Origin of the sequence: Acinetobacter sp. Leaf130 (assembly GCF_001423205.1) — a bacterium.
Classification (GTDB): Bacteria; Pseudomonadota; Gammaproteobacteria; order Pseudomonadales; family Moraxellaceae; genus Acinetobacter; species Acinetobacter calcoaceticus.
Window position 1 is genome coordinate 300,241 of record NZ_LMOE01000006.1, and the last position, 18,210, is coordinate 318,450.

General features: G+C 41.0%; 17 protein-coding genes and 3 tRNA genes. 10 read left to right on the top strand and 10 right to left on the bottom strand.

Features of this window, described 5'->3' with window-relative positions:
- Window positions 1-20: 20 nt before the first annotated feature.
- The gene (locus ASF86_RS14420) at window positions 21-407 is read left to right on the top strand and encodes a VOC family protein (protein WP_017391366.1); all 387 of its coding nucleotides are present in this window, start codon (window positions 21-23) and stop codon (window positions 405-407) included.
- A 1-nt stretch (window position 408) separates the two neighbouring features.
- On the opposite strand, the gene ASF86_RS14425 is transcribed toward ASF86_RS14420, so the two are convergent.
- Complete coding sequence (locus tag ASF86_RS14425) at window positions 409-675, bottom strand: hypothetical protein (RefSeq protein ID WP_017391367.1); 267 nt, start codon at window positions 673-675, stop codon at window positions 409-411.
- Window positions 676-909: 234 nt separating this feature from the next.
- On the opposite strand from ASF86_RS14425, the gene hisIE reads away from it, so the two are divergent.
- The 9 genes from hisIE (at window position 910) to ASF86_RS14470 (ending at window position 11,165) form a co-directional block, all read left to right on the top strand.
- A complete protein-coding gene (gene hisIE / locus ASF86_RS14430) occupies window positions 910-1,677 on the top strand; it encodes a bifunctional phosphoribosyl-AMP cyclohydrolase/phosphoribosyl-ATP diphosphatase HisIE (RefSeq protein ID WP_017391368.1) in 768 nt (255 codons plus the stop codon).
- 9 nt (window positions 1,678-1,686) lie between these two features.
- Window positions 1,687-3,189 (top strand): UvrD-helicase domain-containing protein, encoded by a 1,503-nt coding sequence (locus tag ASF86_RS14435; RefSeq protein ID WP_004640865.1) that lies wholly within the window; start codon window positions 1,687-1,689, stop codon window positions 3,187-3,189.
- A gap of 23 nt (window positions 3,190-3,212) precedes the next feature.
- Complete coding sequence (locus ASF86_RS14440) at window positions 3,213-4,604, top strand: AAA family ATPase (protein WP_056483117.1); 1,392 nt, start codon at window positions 3,213-3,215, stop codon at window positions 4,602-4,604.
- A gap of 313 nt (window positions 4,605-4,917) precedes the next feature.
- Window positions 4,918-7,770: a monovalent cation/H+ antiporter subunit A gene (locus ASF86_RS14445; protein ID WP_056483120.1), complete on the top strand. Its 2,853-nt coding sequence runs from the start codon at window positions 4,918-4,920 to the stop codon at window positions 7,768-7,770.
- A complete protein-coding gene (locus tag ASF86_RS14450; protein WP_005037171.1) occupies window positions 7,767-8,135 on the top strand; it encodes a Na+/H+ antiporter subunit C in 369 nt (122 codons plus the stop codon). The genes ASF86_RS14445 and ASF86_RS14450 overlap by 4 nt, the downstream gene beginning before the upstream one ends.
- Entirely contained in the window at window positions 8,135-9,946 is a 1,812-nt protein-coding gene (locus tag ASF86_RS14455) for a monovalent cation/H+ antiporter subunit D (protein ID WP_056483123.1), read from the top strand. Before ASF86_RS14450 ends, ASF86_RS14455 begins: the two co-directional genes overlap by 1 nt.
- A gap of 2 nt (window positions 9,947-9,948) precedes the next feature.
- A complete protein-coding gene (locus ASF86_RS14460; protein WP_005037176.1) occupies window positions 9,949-10,476 on the top strand; it encodes a Na+/H+ antiporter subunit E in 528 nt (175 codons plus the stop codon).
- The gene (locus ASF86_RS14465) at window positions 10,473-10,748 is read left to right on the top strand and encodes a monovalent cation/H+ antiporter subunit F (protein WP_005037177.1); all 276 of its coding nucleotides are present in this window, start codon (window positions 10,473-10,475) and stop codon (window positions 10,746-10,748) included. Before ASF86_RS14460 ends, ASF86_RS14465 begins: the two co-directional genes overlap by 4 nt.
- Window positions 10,749-10,760: 12 nt before the next feature.
- A complete protein-coding gene (locus tag ASF86_RS14470) occupies window positions 10,761-11,165 on the top strand; it encodes a Na+/H+ antiporter subunit G (RefSeq protein WP_017391372.1) in 405 nt (134 codons plus the stop codon).
- A gap of 60 nt (window positions 11,166-11,225) precedes the next feature.
- On the opposite strand, the gene ASF86_RS14475 is transcribed toward ASF86_RS14470, so the two are convergent.
- The 9 genes from ASF86_RS14475 to tpiA form a co-directional block, all read right to left on the bottom strand.
- Window positions 11,226-11,627 carry a ribosome-binding factor A gene (locus ASF86_RS14475; protein ID WP_003654587.1) on the bottom strand — a complete coding sequence of 134 codons (402 nt, stop codon included), beginning with the start codon at window positions 11,625-11,627 and terminating at the stop codon, window positions 11,226-11,228.
- The gene (infB, locus tag ASF86_RS14480; protein ID WP_017391373.1) at window positions 11,627-14,326 is read right to left on the bottom strand and encodes a translation initiation factor IF-2; all 2,700 of its coding nucleotides are present in this window, start codon (window positions 14,324-14,326) and stop codon (window positions 11,627-11,629) included. Before infB ends, ASF86_RS14475 begins: the two co-directional genes overlap by 1 nt.
- A 10-nt stretch (window positions 14,327-14,336) precedes the next feature.
- Window positions 14,337-15,821, bottom strand: coding sequence for a transcription termination factor NusA (gene nusA / locus ASF86_RS14485; RefSeq protein WP_003654584.1), 1,485 nt, complete (start codon window positions 15,819-15,821; stop codon window positions 14,337-14,339).
- A 36-nt stretch (window positions 15,822-15,857) separates the two neighbouring features.
- Window positions 15,858-16,382: a ribosome maturation factor RimP gene (rimP, locus tag ASF86_RS14490; RefSeq protein ID WP_005037183.1), complete on the bottom strand. Its 525-nt coding sequence runs from the start codon at window positions 16,380-16,382 to the stop codon at window positions 15,858-15,860.
- A gap of 215 nt (window positions 16,383-16,597) precedes the next feature.
- Window positions 16,598-16,674, bottom strand: a tRNA-Met gene (locus ASF86_RS14495).
- A gap of 89 nt (window positions 16,675-16,763) precedes the next feature.
- A tRNA-Met gene (locus ASF86_RS14500) sits at window positions 16,764-16,840 on the bottom strand.
- Window positions 16,841-16,881: 41 nt separating this feature from the next.
- Window positions 16,882-16,966: transfer RNA gene (locus ASF86_RS14505), tRNA-Leu, on the bottom strand.
- 56 nt (window positions 16,967-17,022) lie between these two features.
- Window positions 17,023-17,352, bottom strand: coding sequence for a preprotein translocase subunit SecG (secG, locus tag ASF86_RS14510; protein ID WP_005037186.1), 330 nt, complete (start codon window positions 17,350-17,352; stop codon window positions 17,023-17,025).
- 12 nt (window positions 17,353-17,364) lie between these two features.
- The gene (tpiA, locus tag ASF86_RS14515) at window positions 17,365-18,159 is read right to left on the bottom strand and encodes a triose-phosphate isomerase (protein ID WP_003654580.1); all 795 of its coding nucleotides are present in this window, start codon (window positions 18,157-18,159) and stop codon (window positions 17,365-17,367) included.
- Window positions 18,160-18,210 lie beyond the last annotated feature (51 nt).

Consider the following 18,210-nt stretch of genomic DNA (forward strand, 5'->3'; position numbering starts at 1 on the left):
AAAAGAATAGCGAGTTATATATGAAAATCAGCCACCTTGATCATCTCGTTTTAACCGTTGCAGATATTGAAAACACCTGTAATTTCTATCAAACAGTATTGGGGTTTGAGGTCATTACGTTTAAAGGTGACAGAAAAGCTTTAAAGTTTGGGCATCAAAAAATTAATTTGCATCAACTAGGCAATGAATTTGAACCCAAGGCATTGCATCCAACTTCTGGATCTGCCGATCTGTGTTTTATTTCAGAGACACCAATTTCAGAAGTGGTTACACACCTTAATCAGTTAAATATTCAAATTGAAGAAGGCCCCGTCGAACGTACCGGTGCAATGCACCCTATTCTTTCAGTTTATATTCGCGACCCAGATCAAAATTTGATTGAGATTTCGAATAACTTAAACTTATAAGTTATTTAAAATTTACAGGGATATTTTGTAATTGTTTTTCAATATCCCAATTCTTAGGTTTCTTTTTTAATTCCCACCAATTAGCACCTGTCTCCAACCATTTCTTGCGGTACGCTTTTACAGATTCTTTAGTATAATCCTCATATCCAAATTCAACACCACAACAACCACAAATCTCAAAGTTTGGATTTTCCCCACTTTCACCCCATGGTTCTTCACATTGTATAAGCCCACATACTCGACAAGCAAAATTTTCTATTTTATCCAAAATTTATTTTCCTAAGTTATTTAATGAACGCAGGTAATTTTTCAATCTATTTTATTATAGAGATTAATTTTTAGCTGAAAAAGCGATTTAAAAAGTCTTATTCTATAAAAAAATATTATTTAATAACGCCCATCTTATGGAAAAATCATATAACTGATTTTTTATACAACAAGCATAGCCAACCCTAAGCACAAGCGCTACACTAGCTGCTTTCCACTCAATGGATTTCCACTCATGTCAAACTGGTTAGATGAAGTTAAATTTGATTCCAATGGTCTTATCCCTACCATTGCTCAACATCATCAAACCGGACGCATTTTGATGGTGGCGTGGATGAACCGTGAAGCACTCGCGCTAACAGCGGAAAAAAATCAGGCCGTTTACTTCTCTCGCTCTCGCCAAAAACTCTGGCACAAGGGTGAAGAATCAGGCCATTTCCAAACAGTTTATGAAATTCGTCTGGACTGTGATGCCGATGTCATTGTGTTGCAAATTGAACAACACGGCGGTATTGCATGTCATACAGGTCGTGAGTCTTGTTTCTACCGTAAACTTACCCCACAAGGTTGGGAAATTGTCGATGCGCAGTTAAAAGACCCTACTGCAATTTACGGTGAAAATGCTAAAACAGAAGCTCACGATCACGCCCACACCACTGAACAAGTTGATGTACTTGCTCATTTAGGTCAATTGATGCAAGAGCGTAAGCAAGCTGAAGCAGATACCTCTTATGTTGCCAGCCTCTATAAAAAAGGCATCAATAAAATTTTAGAAAAAGTCGGCGAAGAAAGTGTAGAAACCATTATTGCTGCTAAAGATTTTGCAGTTCAAGATTCAGAAGCTCACTTAAACGATCTCGTTTATGAAACAGCGGATTTGTGGTTCCATACTATTGTCATGTTGGGTTATTTCGATCTTAATCCACAACTTATTATTGACGAATTAGCTCGTCGTCAGGGTTTATCTGGTTTAGTTGAAAAAGCTAACCGCAACAAGGTATAAAATCACTCAGTGTCGAATATTGAAAAACCTAAAGCTACCTATGAGCAAGCAATTGCCATAGACAACGCACGTCTTGGGCAATCATTTAAAGTGATTGCCTATGCGGGTACAGGTAAAACCACTACTTTACAAATGATTAGCGATGCCATGCCTGAGCGGCGCGGTATGTATTTGGCTTTTAACAAAGCGATTGCTGGTGAAGCCCAAAACAAATTTCATCGCAATGTCGACTGCCGTACTTTTCACTCACTTGCCTTTCGTAGTGTGCCCCGTGGTGTAACTGACAAATTACGTCTACCGCGCTTAAGTCCAAGTTTTATTGCTAAAGAATATCGACTAGAACCGATTACTTTACGACGAATGATGGGTGGGCGTTACGAGAAATATGTCTTGATGCCAAGCCGACTAGCAAGTCTTGTCGCAAATGCGGTGGGTTACTTCTGTTCAACGAGTTCTCAATACCCTGCACCTCGCCATATTCAAGCACCGAATTGGTTACATCCAGATGATATTATCGAATTACAAAAGCATCTTTATCCTGCTGTAGAACGTCGTTGGCTAGAGTCGATTGACCCGAATCATCAAGCCGGAATTGGCCATGATATTTACCTTAAACTTTGGGCATTATCTGAACCGAACATTCCTAGTGATTATGTGTTATTTGATGAAGCACAAGATGCCGACCCTTTAATGCTGGGTATTTTGCTTCGACAAAAAAATACGCAGGTCATTTATGTGGGCGATGCTCATCAGCAAATTTATGCATGGCGTGGTGCGATTAATGCTATGCAGCAATTACCCTTACCTGAATCTCGTCTAACCACGTCTTTTCGTTTTGGTGAAACGATTGCTGACGTTGCCAATGCGTTGCTGGGCGGCTTAAATGAGACTGTTCCTCTACTTGGCAATCCGAACCAGAAATCAAGTGTAGTTAATAAACCTCACACTAAAATGCGTGATGCAATTTTATGCCGCACCAATGCCCGTGCGATGGAACTTTTGTTGGCAGGTTTAGTTCATGGCGATAAAGTGAGTTTGCAAGCAGACCATCAAAAACTAAACCGTTTTGTAGATGCTGCAAGCCTCTTGAAACAAGGCAAACGTGTCACCGATGTTCCTGAGTTAGCATGGTTCAATTCATGGCATGATGTTCATGAATACTGTGAAACCAATGAAGGTAGTGACATTAAACCTTTGGTTAAATTGGTTGATGATCACGGGACTGACCCATTAAAGAAAGCACTTGCAAAGATTACACCCATTGAGCAAGCTGATTATGTCATCTCTACAGCCCACAAAGCGAAAGGCTTAGAATGGAACCGCGTTCATATTGAAGATGACTATCAATTTAAAATTAATGGCTTAGAACACAAGATTACAGATGAAGAGTTAAGATTACTTTACGTTGCCTGTACTCGTGCTAAAGTAAGTTTAAATATCCATCATCTTTATGATCTGATACAACAATTAAAACTAAGGGCGCCTTTAAGTCTTCGTCAATCGGTTGGTTGAAGCGCTCATACTTAGGTGAGCCTATGAAACTTGAATCGATCCAATTTAAACATATTGCTTTATTCCACGATCTTAAAATACAGTTTCAATATGAAAAACAGCCTATTACCTTAATTTTAGGTGAACAAGCAACTGGTAAAAGTATGTTACTCAAACATACTTACCATGCTTTAACTTGGTTCCCTGCCCGTCTTAAAGATTTACGTAGCCCTGGTATTGTCATGCCTGATCAAGACATTACTCAGTCGCGCCTACAATCAAGAATCGAAGTGACCATTCAAGTTCCAGCAGAAATTGGCCATTTACCTGAAAGTACCTCTGCCCAACAGGTGGATTCTTCACTATGTAGCTGGAAACTTTTTAAAACTCTAAATTCAAGTGGTATTGGGATAAGCCAAGTTGAAACGCAGCAACTTGATCAAACTATGGCCCTTTATCAGCAAGTCATAAAAAAGGATCCACTCCAAGGATTGCCCTTAGTCGCTTACTACCCAGCCGAGCGATTTGTAAATGATATTAATCTGCTGAATAAAAATTTACCCGGCATTACCCAATCCATTTCAGCCTATGACATTAGCCCGCTACCATTTACAACGTTTACTCGTTTTTTTGAATGGTTACGTGAAATTAGCGATATCGAGAATGCCCAAGCTGCACATCTCGTACAACGTATTATTTCCAAACAATCAGATCAGCAAGATCAAACAGAACTATTAAATGAGCTTCAAAAAGAGTTATCAGGGCAGCCTAAACAGCTCACCTCCCCGAATCTTTATGCACTGAAAAATGCATTAAATATTGTTCTGCCTGAACTTAAAGACCTATATTTGCAATATCAACCTCGGCTCCAGCTCATGGTTGACTATGAAGGTCAAACCCTACCGTTTCAGCAGCTTTCCAACACCACAAAAACTTGGATTGCGTTGGTAGGTGATGTAGCCCGTAGACTCTGTTTACTTAATCCCTTAAGTTTAAATCCTTGCCTCGAAGGTGAAGGGATTTTATTAATAGATCAGATTGATGCACAGCTCGACTCCACACATTGCACAGAAATCTTGAATCGGCTTCATCAGGCATTCCCGCGCTTACAAATTATTGCAACAGGAAGTCGTGAGGAATTACTTGAACATGCTTCCAACTATCAATGTTTAAAATTAGAACACGGTAAAATTAGCCACCTTGATTTAAATACAACTAAGCAACAGCTTGAAAACATCTATACATTGCTACAAAGAAGCGAACCATTAACGCAGTCTATAGAGGCACAACCTCTTAGCTTAATTGACCCAACACCATCTCCAGCACAAATTGGTGTTTTATTTCAGCAAATCCAAAATCTAAATGAGCAACAAAAAAATGAATTGCTCCGCATGATTCATGCAGGAGATACACCAGAAGAAAGCCCTTCTGTTTAAATTTTATGACCCATTTACTCTATTTTTATAATGAAATTCGGCTTCACACAATATAGAGTTTAAGCAGGATTTTTAGGCTCTAAAATCACTAGATGTTGTTACTACATGTAATAACATCAGATTTTTACTGCTTTTTTAGTGTACAATAAATTTCATTTTGCGTTTTTATTCTTCAAGTTGCGCAATACAACTTGTTTCTCGCTTTATTTTCTAATTTGGTTGGGCTTTCAGAATACAAGCCTTGGAAATCTCTTTGAATTCCTATCTGTTCTGAAATTAAAATTTCACTTTTAGGTCTCGGCCTAAATCACATATGGATACGAGTGTGCTACCGATAATTATCTTATTACCGTTAATATTAGGCACCACCCTTGTTTCATTGCTTCAACGGTTCTCGCGTGGAGTAACGGCTTTAGGGGCAATCGGAGTCAGTTTAACCAGTTTTGGTTTATTACTGGCTCAAGCAAAAACTGTGCTTGGTGGTGCAAGCATTCAACAGAGCTGGGATTGGTTACCTCAATTAGGAATTAATCTAAGCTTCAGACTCGATGCTCTTGGTTTACTATTTTCTCTACTTATTACCGGTATCGGTACACTCATTTATATATACGCCTACTACTATCTTGGCCCTAAAAATTCTTTAAGCAAACTATATGCTTTACTCATGCTGTTTATGGCAGCAATGCTGGGTATTTCGCTCTCTAATAATCTTATTATTTTATTAGTCTTTTGGGAGCTCACCAGTATTTCATCTTTTTTATTAGTGGGTTACTGGAGTCATTATGAAGCTGCTCAACGCGGCTCTCGAATGGCACTCACCATTACAGGGATGGGTGGTTTGGCGTTATTGGGTGGATTTGTTCTATTAGGACAAATCACTGGAACCTATGAAATTAATGACATCATGGGCATGAAAGATGCCATTCAAGCCCATTCCCTATTTATTCCAATGTTATTGCTTATTTTGCTTGGTGCATTTACGAAGAGTGCTCAGTTTCCATTTCATTTTTGGTTACCCAACGCAATGGCTGCGCCTACTCCGGTGTCTGCCTACCTACACTCTGCAACCATGGTAAAAGCTGGGATCTTTCTACTTGCCCGCTTACTGCCAATTTTTGTAGGCGCTGCGATTTATCACAATATCGTGACGTTTGTCGGCCTATTTACACTTTGTATGGCCGCATGTTTTGCCATTTTCAAAGAAGACTTAAAAGGTTTGCTCGCCTATTCAACAATTAGCCATTTAGGTCTTATTGTCTGTCTACTTGGAATAGGTTCGCCTTTAGCAGTTGCTGCTGCCATTTTTCATATTATTAACCATGCGACATTTAAAGCAGCCCTGTTTATGCTTGCGGGGATTATTGACCATGAAACTGGTACACGTGATCTTCGAAAACTCAGTGGTATTTGGCAATTACTTCCTTTCACGGCCACATTAACCATGATCACCGCTGCGTCTATGGCAGGGGTACCACTCACCAATGGCTTTATTTCTAAAGAGATGTTCTTTACCGAGCTATTGGCGAATCTTTCAGGTTCAACGGTTATCTTTGCCAGCATTATTGCAACTCTGGCTGGTATTTTTGCAGTAAGTTATTCAATTCGCTTAGTGCATGGCGTGTTTTTTGATGGCCCAATTGGTAAACAAGTTCCAAATAAAAATGCACATGAACCACCTATCGGCATGCGTTCGCCAGCCATTCTTCTTGCTGTGCCATGTATCTTGGTTGGAATTTTACCTTCTTTATTGGTAGAACCACTGGTAAATAGCGTAACGAGAGCAAGCTTGATGCAACCAGAATTTGTAGGAACTCATCTTGCAATCTGGCACGGATTCAATGCTCCTCTCATTATGAGTATTATTGCTTTAGTGGGCGGTTCACTCTTCTATTTTGCTTTGGCAAAAGATGGCATGATTCGTAAAATTGACCTTGACCCACGTCTTGGCAGATTACAAGGCCGTATTTTATTTGATTTATTTTTAAAACATCTGTTGCTCACCAGCCGAAAAATCAAACAAAAAACTGAAAATGGCTCATTGCAAAGTTACTTGTTCTTGATCATTGCTTTTAGCATCATCATGGTAACCATGCCGCTACTCAATCAAGGGCTTACTACAGGCACACGTGAACTCACTCATGCCCCATGGATTGCCATCGTTCTCTGGCTGACCTTATTCTCGGGTTGCTGGATGATGCTATGGTTCCACCATGAACGTATTAAAGCAGTCCTCATTAGTGGTGCAATTGGTCTGGTTGTAACGATGGTATTTGTCACCATGTCAGCTCCAGATTTGGCATTGACTCAAATTACTGTGGATGTTGTAACCACTGTTCTTTTATTAATGAGTTTATCTTTACTTCCACAGCTAACGCCTTATGAATCTCTGCGCTCAAGACGTTTAAGAGATGCCGCTTTAGCCATTGTTGGAGGCTTAGGGATAGGCTGGATTACGTGGCTGATTTTAACCCGTGATCATAATTCGATTTCATGGTTCTTTGCCCAACAATCTTTACCACTCGGTGGTGGTTCAAATATTGTAAATGTCATTTTAGTTGACTTCCGTGGTTTCGATACCTTTGGTGAAATTACGGTACTAGGAATTGCGGCTATTGGTTCACTTTGCCTCATGGATGGCATGCGTGTACATGGTACAACCATGACCCAAGGTCTCACCTACCGTTTTAATCCATCTCCGCTCATGTTCCGTATTACAGCCTCTTGGGTATTGCCATTAGCGCTTGTCGTGAGTGTTTATATCTTTATGCGCGGCCATAACTATCCAGGCGGTGGCTTCATTGCAGGTCTAATCACCTCAATGGCGTTAATCATCCAATATATTGCGCTAGGTCAAGACCAAACTGAACAATTACTCAAAGCAAAATCAGGACGTCTTTACGAAGTCTGGATTGGTTCAGGTTTAACAATTGCTGGGCTTACTGGTGTAGCTGCATGGTTCTGGTTACGCCCATTCCTTACCAGCGCGCACGTGTATGTTGAATTACCAATTTTAGGAAAACTACATCTGGCTTCAGCTGCAAGTTTTGACTTAGGCGTTTATATCACCGTTGTTGGTGCAACGATGTTGCTTATCTCAGTATTGGGAGACTCTCGCCACTCAAGTATGTCTGGTCCTGTAGTACCACATCGGGAGGAATCATCATGATCAGTTTAGAATTCTTATTGGCTTCTGCTATTGGTTTACTTGTTGCCACAGGTATTTATCTGATTTTACGTGCTCGTACTTTCCCTGTCGTGCTTGGATTAGCTGTAATTGGTTATGCTGTAAACCTATTTTTATTTGCTATGGGCCGATTACAAATCAGCTCACAAGCAATTTTAACCGAAACAACAAAAATAACCGATCCACTTCCTCAAGCGCTGGTGTTAACAGCCATTGTGATCGGTTTTGCAACCACCGCTTTTATTGTACAACTGGCGCTGCGTAGCCGTTATGAGTCAGGTAGTGATCATGTTGATGCTAAAGAAGACATCTCTCCAACATACGACCCACGCGAGGATGAGCCGTAATGTTTGATTTTTTATCTTTCTGGCAAGAACATGCGCCTATTTTTAGCATTCTCATCCCGGCATTTACTGCTTTTATATTATTGCTGCTCGGCAACCCTGGAGCAGGTGCTTTAAAAGATGACTGGCGACAACCATGGCGTCGTGGCATTAGTCTTGTTTCGGCAATTGCTGGATTAATTACCGCAATTGTATATTTGAGCTTTGCAAGCACGGGCCAAATTACCATTTACCAACTGAGTGAATGGTCGGCACCGTTTGGCATTGTACTCGTATTAGATCGCCTTTCTGCTTTTATGCTGGTACTGACCTATGCACTAGTCGTCCCAGTTTTATGGTATGCAAGCGACAATTGGGATACCCGTGGTCGCTATTTCCATGCCATGGTTCATTTCTTGTTAATGGGTATCTGCGGAGCATTTTTAACAGGCGATTTATTTAACCTTTTCGTCTTTTTTGAAATCTTGTTGATGGCTTCGTATGTTTTGCTTTTACATGGACAAGGCAAGCCACGCTTTCAGCTGGGTGTTCACTACGTCATTATCAATCTGTTAGCCTCTGCCCTATTCTTAATTGGCCTTGGTATGATTTATGGTAGTGTGGGTAGCCTCAATATGGTGGATGTTTCACGTCTTATCCCCACACTCGAAGCAGATCAACATAAATTAGCCGTAGCAGGTGCGTTACTTTTATTTGTAGTGTTTGGCATTAAAGCAGCCATGCTTCCTGTAGGTTTTTGGCTACCAAAAACTTATGCTATTGCAAGTACGCCTGTAGCTGCAATTTTCACCATTATGACCAAGGTCGGTATATATTCGATTTTGCGTGTGAATGGAACTGTATTTGACGATGCGCTTAGTCAAGAAATCTTAAAAAGCTGGTTACTTCCGATTGGCTTAATTACATCACTCTATGGTGTGATTGGAGCAATTGGAGCAGATCGATTACGTCGCTTTGTCGGGTTTATGGTGCTTTCTTCAATTGGCACCTTGCTCACGGCAATTGCCATGTCGAATACACAAGCATGGTCTGGCGCATTATATTACTTAGTGCACAGTACGCTGATTGGAGCAGCTTTTTATCTATTTTGTGGATGGATAACCTCACAACGTGGAGATTTTAAAGATCATTTAAAGGTTGCCCCAAGAATTAAACAAGAAAAAGCTGCTGCATTTACTTATTTCATCATTGCGATGATGATGGCCGGCTTACCACCTTTTAGTGGTTTCCTTGGAAAAGTATTCATTTTACAAGCGACCGTTGAAACCAGTTATCAAGCATGGATCATTGGTGTGGTACTTGTTGTTAGCCTATTAAGTATTATTGCTCTAACACGTGTTGGTTTTATCTTGTTCTGGCGAGCAACACCTCCTGAACAAGATCCAATCCATCCTGCTTATATTCTTTATCGGGCCTTACCAGAACGAGCTCCACCACGTAATGATAAAGTCATCTATGTGTTACTTGCTGGCTTAATGGCTTATGTCGTATTTGCTGCACCTATTCAGCATTACACATTAAGTACTGCCCAGCAGATCCAAGACCATGCGCTTTACCAACGTACTATTCTTAAAGTAGATCAAAATGGTGAATTTATCAGCGTGCAACCATTTGATCCCGCTTACCTACCAGAAACTAAATATGGGGGTGAAGTTGAAGATCATAATGCTTACCTCATTCCTGATATTATTTCGAAAGATACCTTCAATGGTGAACATATTTCAGAATATAAACATCGACAAATTCAGCAACAGGACAAACTACAAACGCCTACCATTGTTGATGAAAGTCAATTGAAACCTATGGAGCCATAACAATGCAGTTATCTCATTTGCTTGAACGCTGGTTTCCACATCCATTTGTTTCCGTTCTTATCATTTTATTTTGGCTGATGCTGTCACATAGTCTTGATGCCAGTGATCTTTTGACGGCTGTGCTTTTAGGCTTGATTATTCCTCGTTTAGTCAAACCGTTCATTACCCGCACACCGCATATTCACTGGAAACCTGCTGTTAAATTATGCTTTGTAGTTCTTTGGGATATTGTCATTTCTAACTTTCGAGTAGCAAAGCTCGTTTTAGGACCTACCAAAAATTTACATCCTAAATGGTATCGTGTGCCACTAGAAACGGAACATGAGCAGGTCAATACATTACTGGCAATGATCATTACGACAACGCCTGGTACTGTCTCTGCCGGTATTGATCAGGAACGTGGAGATATTTTGGTTCACGCCTTGAGCACGGATGATACCGAATCTGACATTCAAGACATCAAACAACGCTATGAAATTCCACTTATGGAAATTTTTGATGTAAAAAGCGAAACGGAGGCAAGTGTATGACAATCCTACCCTATGCTCTAGGTATTAGCTTAATTGCCATTACAATCTCTATGCTACTTTGTCTTTTCCGAATGGTAATCGGTCCATCAATTGTAGATCGACTTTTAGCACTCGATACTCTTTTCTTAAATGCAACTTGCCTCATTGTTGTGCTAGGCATTTACTGGATGACGACTTCTTTATTTGAAGGAGCGCTGCTGGTTGCTATGCTAGGTTTCGTATCTACAGCAGCCTTAGCACGTTACTTCACAACCGGTCATGTTGTCGATTAAGGAGAGATCAAAATGCAGTTTGTAATGGAAATTATTGTTTCGGTCTTTCTGATTTTTGGCGCTTTCTTTATGTTAGTCGGCTCAATTGGTATGGTCCGCTTACCTGACTTATTCATGCGCTTACATGCACCCACAAAATCGAGTACGTTAGGATTAGGCAGCTTCTTGATTGCTTCCATGATCTTTTTTGCTTTTCAAGGCCGCTTTGGTTTTGCCGAGCTACTGATCACACTTTTAGCTTTTATTACTGCACCGGTTTCAGCAAATTTAATTGCTCAAGCTGCGCTACATTTACGTTTGCGCTCATTGAGTGGAGAAGTTCCTGAAGCAATTGAACGCCCTTTGCCTTGGGATCGTTATAAAATTGGACAGCGTTTCTCACAAAATAAACCACCTATGGACCCTCCAAAAGAATAGGGAAAAAAGACAACCAATAAAAAAAGCCACCCGAAGGTGGCTTTTTTTATTTAATTTATATTACTGTTCGTCATCTGACTCGCGTTTCGGTAAATCATTTACCGCTTTCTCGATCAGACCAAACATATAGTTACCATAGGCATTAGTCTTGTCATAATGGAAACGCAATCTTGGCGTAATACGTGTCTTGATACGACGGCTCAATTCATGACGCAAGAAACCAGAAGCTTTATTTAATACATCTAAAGTTTCTTTATTTGCTGCTTCACTTTGCTCATCACCAAGCTCACGTCCCATTACGGTGACATAAACTTCAGCATAACCCATGTCTGCACTGACTTTCACCGCAGAGATGGTCACTAGACCACCTAAGCGAGGATCTTTAAGCTCCTGACGAATCAGCTCAGACAACTCGCGTTGAACTGAATCCGCCATGCGCTTTAAGCGTTGGCTACCCGCCATTAAAGACTCCGTTTAATCAATTGAACATCATAGACTTCAATTTTATCTTTCACTTTGATGTCTTTATAACCTTTCACCGCAAGACCACATTCCATACCGGCACGAACTTCTTCAACCACTTCTTTATAGCGACGAAGAGATTCAAGCTCACCTTGGAACACAACCACGTCATCACGTAATACGCGAATCGGTTTATTACGATGCAATACACCTTCAAGTACCATACAGCCAGCTGCTGCACCAAACTTACTTGAGTGGAATACTTCACGTACTTCAGCAACACCCAAGATAGTTTCACGATGTTCAGGAGCAAGTTTACCGCTCATGGCATCTTTCACATCATCAATCAATTCATAGATGATGCTGTAGTAACGAATATCGATACCGTCTTGGTCACTTCTCTGACGAGCAGTCGTATCAGCACGAACGTTAAAGCCTAACAATACAGCTTCTGAAGATTCAGCAAGAATCACATCAGACTCAGTAATCGCGCCAACACCCGAACTAATTACACGAACTTTTACTTCATCAGTAGATAATTCATGTAAAGCTGCATTCAATGCTTCTAAAGTACCACGTACGTCTGTTCTTAAAACAACGTTCACTGTAGGAACATCTTTTTTGCCCATTGACGACATGATATTTTCAAGGCGCATTGCGCTTTGACGATCAATACGTTTTTGACGTTCACGGTCAGCACGAGCATCAGCAACTTCACGTGCTTTCTTCTCGTCATTTACAACAAGAACTTCATCACCTGCCATTGGAGCATCTGGAAGACCCAGAATTTCTACTGGAATAGATGGTCCTGCTGATTTAATAGGCTTACCATTTTCATCAGACATTGCACGGACACGACCATATGATGAACCTGCAAGAACGAGGTCACCAATGTTTAATGTGCCGTTTTGAACAAGAATAGAAGTTACTGCACCACGGCCTTTATCAACACGCGCTTCAATAACAACACCTTGTGCAGCACCTTCAGCAGATGCTTTTAATTCCATCAATTCTGATTGAATAAGAATTAAATCAAGGAGTTCATCAATACCTTGTCCACTGTGTGCAGAAACTTTAGCAATCGGAACATCACCACCCCATTCTTCTGGAACGATTTGTTTCGTTGTTAATTCATTTAACACACGGTCTACATCAGCAGATTCTTTATCCATTTTGTTGATTGCAACAATAATTGGAGTACCTGCTGCACGCGCATGGTCAATTGCTTCTGCAGTTTGTGGCATTACACCGTCATCTGCTGCAACAACCAATACAACGATATCTGTTGCTTTAGCACCACGTGCACGCATTGAAGTAAACGCAGCATGTCCCGGTGTATCAAGGAATGTAATGATTCCTTTGTCTGTTTCAACGTGATATGCACCAATATGCTGGGTAATACCACCTGCTTCGCCTGCCGCCACTTTCGAACGACGGATACGGTCAAGCAATGATGTTTTACCATGGTCAACGTGACCCATAATGGTAACAACTGGCGGACGAGTTGTTTGCTCACCACGTGCTTCTTCAGCCGCTTCAAGCAAGTTATCTTCCGCTTGTGTATCAGAAACTAAAACAGGGTTATGGCCCATTTCTTCAACAACAAGTGCTGCTATATCTTGATCAATAGCTTGATCTTGATTAACCAACTCACCCATTTTCATAAGTGATTTGATAACTTCACGTACTTTAATCGCCATTTTTTGAGCAAGATCGGCAACAACAATGCTTGAACCGATTTCTACATCATAAACTTGCTTTTTAACTGGCTTTTCAAATCCATGCTTATTTGCCTGACTTGATTTTAAACCACGTTTGTTATGGTTAACAAAGCTTTGCTCTTCTTGACCACGACGACCACCTTTTTTACCCGCACGTGGGTTAGTAGTTGCGCCACCGCGTTTAATTTCACGGTCTTCTTGCTTAAATGAATCTTCATAAGCTTGGCCAACTAGACCTGAAGCAAGTGGAGAATCATCAATCACACGAATTGTAGTAGTAGCTTCGTCATTTGAATACTTAGACGCCATTTTGCGCATTTGTTCAAGTGTACGTTGCTGAGCTTCTTCAGCCGCTTTACGACGCGCAGCTTCTTCAGTTGCTTTTAACTGAGCTGTTTGTGCTTCACGCGCTTTCTTTTGCTCTAATGTTTCTGCTGGTTTTGGTGCAGGTTTTACTGTACCACCACCACGTCTTTTCACGACTACAGCAGCTTTAGGAGCTGTCTGAGCAGCGCTATCTTGTTGATGAGCAGCACGCATAGCATCTAAAGTTGCTTTTGCTTTTTGCTCTGTTTGAAGACGCGCGTTTTGCTGTGCAGTGTCACGCGTTTGCTGTTCTACACGTGTTTTAGCTTCAGCTTCTGCACGTGCTTTAGCTTCAGCTGCAATTTGTTCAGGGTTTGGTTTAGCAAAAACCTGTTTTTTACGTACTTCTACGTTAATTGTTTTTGCTTTACCTGAAGTACTTGCAACTTTAGCGGTACTGGTTGTTTTACGTTTCAACGCAATTTTTCCTGTGTTACCACTTTCCTGACCATGCACTTTTTTCAAATGATTGACTAAAGTATCCTGTTGTTCAGTGGTAATAATATCGTCTGCTGTACGTTGAGGCAAACCTGCTTCACGAGCCTGTTCTAGGAGCTTCTCAACAGGACGTTCTACACTGAGAGCTAACTCTTTAATCGACTTGTCCGTCATATTTCATCTCCTAGTTAAACCATGATTCGCGAGCTTTCATGATCAATTGACCTGCTTTTTCATGATCAAGTCCTTCAATATCAGAGATATCGTCAGTAGCCTGATCTGCCAAATCATCGACAGTAATAATACCGCGCGCGGCAAGCGAGTAAGCGATCTCAGAAGTCATGCCTTCCATTGTTAGAAGGTCTGCGCTCGGTTCTTGAATATTTTCTTGCTGTTTCAAAGCATCAGTAAGTGCTGCTTCTTTTGCACGACTTTGCAATAACTCAACCAATTCAGCATCAAGCTCAATTTCGTCAAAAGTTTCAGCTGGAACATAAGCAATCTCTTCTAAAGAGGTAAAGCCCATTTCCACCAATGCCATTGCTAAATCTTCTTCAATATCGAGACGTGATACAAACATGTCAAGATATTGCTGAGCTTCATTTTGCTGACGAGCACGATACTCTTCTTCAAGCATCATGTCGAGTTTGTAGCCAGTTAAATCAGAAGCCAAGCGAACATTTTGGCCTTGTGAGCCAATCGCGCGAGCCAATTGATCGCTGGTTGCAAAAATAATATCGGCACTTCTTGCATCTTCATCAAGCACGATGCCTGAAACATCAGCTGGTTCTAATGCACTTGCAATGTACTGAGCTGGATCATCAGACCAGACCACTACATCAATACGTTCACCGTTTAACTCTTGTTGTACCGCTTGGATACGCGTACCACGCATACCAATACATGCACCTACAGGGTCAATACGATGGTCATTTGTTTTCACTGCAATTTTAGCACGAACGCCTGGTTGACGTGCCGCTGCTTTAATTTCAATAATTTCTTCAGAAATCTCAGGAATTTCTTTTTTCATTAAAGCAATTAACATTTCAGGCTTAGCGCGTGATAACAACAACTGAGCGCCACGACCTTCACGGTTCACATTGTATAAAATAGCGTTCATACGTTGTTTTGGACGAAGAATTTCTTTAGGAATCATTTCTTCGCGCGCAAGATAAGCTTCAGCGTTGTCGCCTAAATCGATAATAAAGCCATCTTTGGTTTGTTTTTTCACTTCACCGTAAATCAACTCACCAACTTTAGACTCGTATGCATCAGCAACTAACGCACGCTCAGCTTCACGAATTTTTTGTACAATAACTTGTTTTGCAATTTGTGCAGCGATACGACCAAACTCAATAGATTCTACTTCAAGTTCACGTACATCACCAATTGACCATTTAGATGGGTCAAGGTCAGAAATCGCATCTTGGCAAGCTGGCATTTCATGATCTTCATCTGCCACAACAGTCCATTGACGGAACGTACTGTAATCACCAGTTTTACGATCAATTTCTACACGAAGCTGAGCTTCTTCAGCATGCGTACCTTCATAAAATCTTTTCTTCGTTGCAGCAACTAGAGCTTGTTCTAAAGCCTCGAAGATCGCTTCACGACTAACACCTTTTTCATTACTAACCGTTTCAACAACGGTAAGAATTTCGCGGCCCATAAGTCACCTACCGATTTCTTATAAAATTTAATAAATTTAATCTTGATAGATCAAGTTTGCTTTATCGATATTGTTGCTGTCGATCTCAAGCACGTGCTTCCCATCAACTTCAACCTGAATTTCTTCATTTTCAAGGTCTACTGAGATAAGTTTTGCTTGAAATTTACGACGGTTTTCTACTGCTGCAATCAAACGCAAAGCAATTTGTTGTCCAATGTAGCCTTGTAACTGTTCTAGTTGAAAAAATGGACGATCCCAGCCCGGGGAAGAAACTTCTAATGAATACTCACCTGAAATTGGATCATGAACATCCAGCATTGCGCCAACTTGTTGTGTTACACGCACACAATCTTGTACACCAATACCACGGCCTTGTTCTACTTCGCCATCTTCATTAAGTACAGGCTCAGCATCTTCACTTACCGCTTTATCGATATAAATACGCAATAATGAACGTTTGCCTTGTGGGAGAAACTCGATTCCCCAAAGGTCGACACCACATGCTTGTACTGCAGGAACAATTAAGTCATGCAATGCTTGGGATTTATTTGATAATTTCATTTACTCTCGTCATTCTCGTGCGATTCAATCGGTTGTTTTAACCGACACAGACCTACTATAGTGAAGCATGACTATTTGACCAATTGATGTCGAAACTACACGATAGCGATACGATAACCAATAAAAAAGGGCGTTAATCGCCCCTATTTTGCACAGAAAACAATAGTCCACTGTGCAAAAAGGCCCACTTGTCTGTGAGCCTCTTTTAAGAAACTTGGTAGCGGGAGCTGGATTTGAACCAACGACCTTCGGGTTATGAGCCCGACGAGCTACCAGACTGCTCCATCCCGCATCAACGTGCAAAAATTATATACAAATATCAAATAAAGTCAATGTAAACTTACTAGATATTTGCCTGATTAAGTTGCACCTTAATCAAATTGGTAGCGGGAGCTGGATTTGAACCAACGACCTTCGGGTTATGAGCCCGACGAGCTACCAGACTGCTCCATCCCGCAACAAAAACAAACTACTTGCACTCAACTTTCTGGTTAAAAGCTGGTGCGGAAGGGGGGACTTGAACCCCCACGCCCGAAGGCACTACCACCTCAAGGTAGCGTGTCTACCAATTCCACCACCACCGCAGCTTGTGGGACGCATTCTAGTGCTTCCAACTGCAAAAGGAAAGCCTTATTTCGAATTATTGACTCGTTTTTGGTGCATTTGGTGAAGTTTCAGGCGATGTTGTTTGAATTGGCGCTGTCGTCTGTACAGTTTTTAAACTATATGCCTCAGTAGTCTGTTTTTTAGCAAAAACAGCTAAGGTTAAACTAGTCACAAAAAACAATGCTGTTAACACAGCAGTAAGTCGAGTAAGGAAGTTAGCAGAACCCGATGCGCCAAATACAGTGGCTGCTCCGCCACCGCCGAAAGAAGCACCAGCATCCGCACCTTTACCATGTTGCACTAGAATCAAGCCAATCATCAGTACCGCTAAAATAATATGTACGATCAGTACAAAAGAGTGCATACCCTATCCTCGTTATTTACTTTGTGCAAAGGCTTCTACGATTTGATAAAAAGATGCTGCATTTAACGAAGCACCTCCAACCAACGCGCCATTAATATCTGGACATGCTGCCAACTCGACTGCATTTTCAGCTTTTACACTACCGCCATATAAAATCGCAATGTCTGGACCCGCAGAAGTAATCTGACTTAAACCTTCACGGATTTTAGCATGCATTGCCTGTGCATCTTGTGGTGAAGCAGTTTTACCTGTACCAATTGCCCAGATTGGCTCATAAGCAATTACAATTTGCTTTTGCCATTGCTCTGCAGTCACTACAGGAGCTATATCACAGATTTGTTGCAATACAACCTGTTCTGCCAGATCTTGTTCACGCTGTTCGAGACTTTCACCCACACAATAAATGACAGTTAAGCCTGCATTTAAAGAATTTTGGAGTTTGGCCTTCAAAATTTCAACGTTATCACCTAATAAATCACGGCGTTCGGAGTGACCTACCAATACAAAATTAATTTGGCTATCTTTTAATAATTCTGCACTGACTTCACCAGTATAGGCGCCTGTACCTGCTACACGCGATACATCTTGTGCAACTGTATATACTGTTCTTGCAGCATCTTGCAATTGTGTTTGTACCATTGCAAGTGCAATAGAAACTGGAGCAACCCCGACATGGCAGCTTTCATCTGCAATTTGGTTTTGTTGCAATAGTTGTTTAAATTCTTCTATAAGTTGTTTGGCATTGGCACGCATTGGGTTCATTTTCCAGTTGCCAACTACCCAAGGCGTAATCGTCGAACCCGACATACGGCTCACCTTTCATCAAAAATGCAGCACATTCTACACGCATTTCTACAA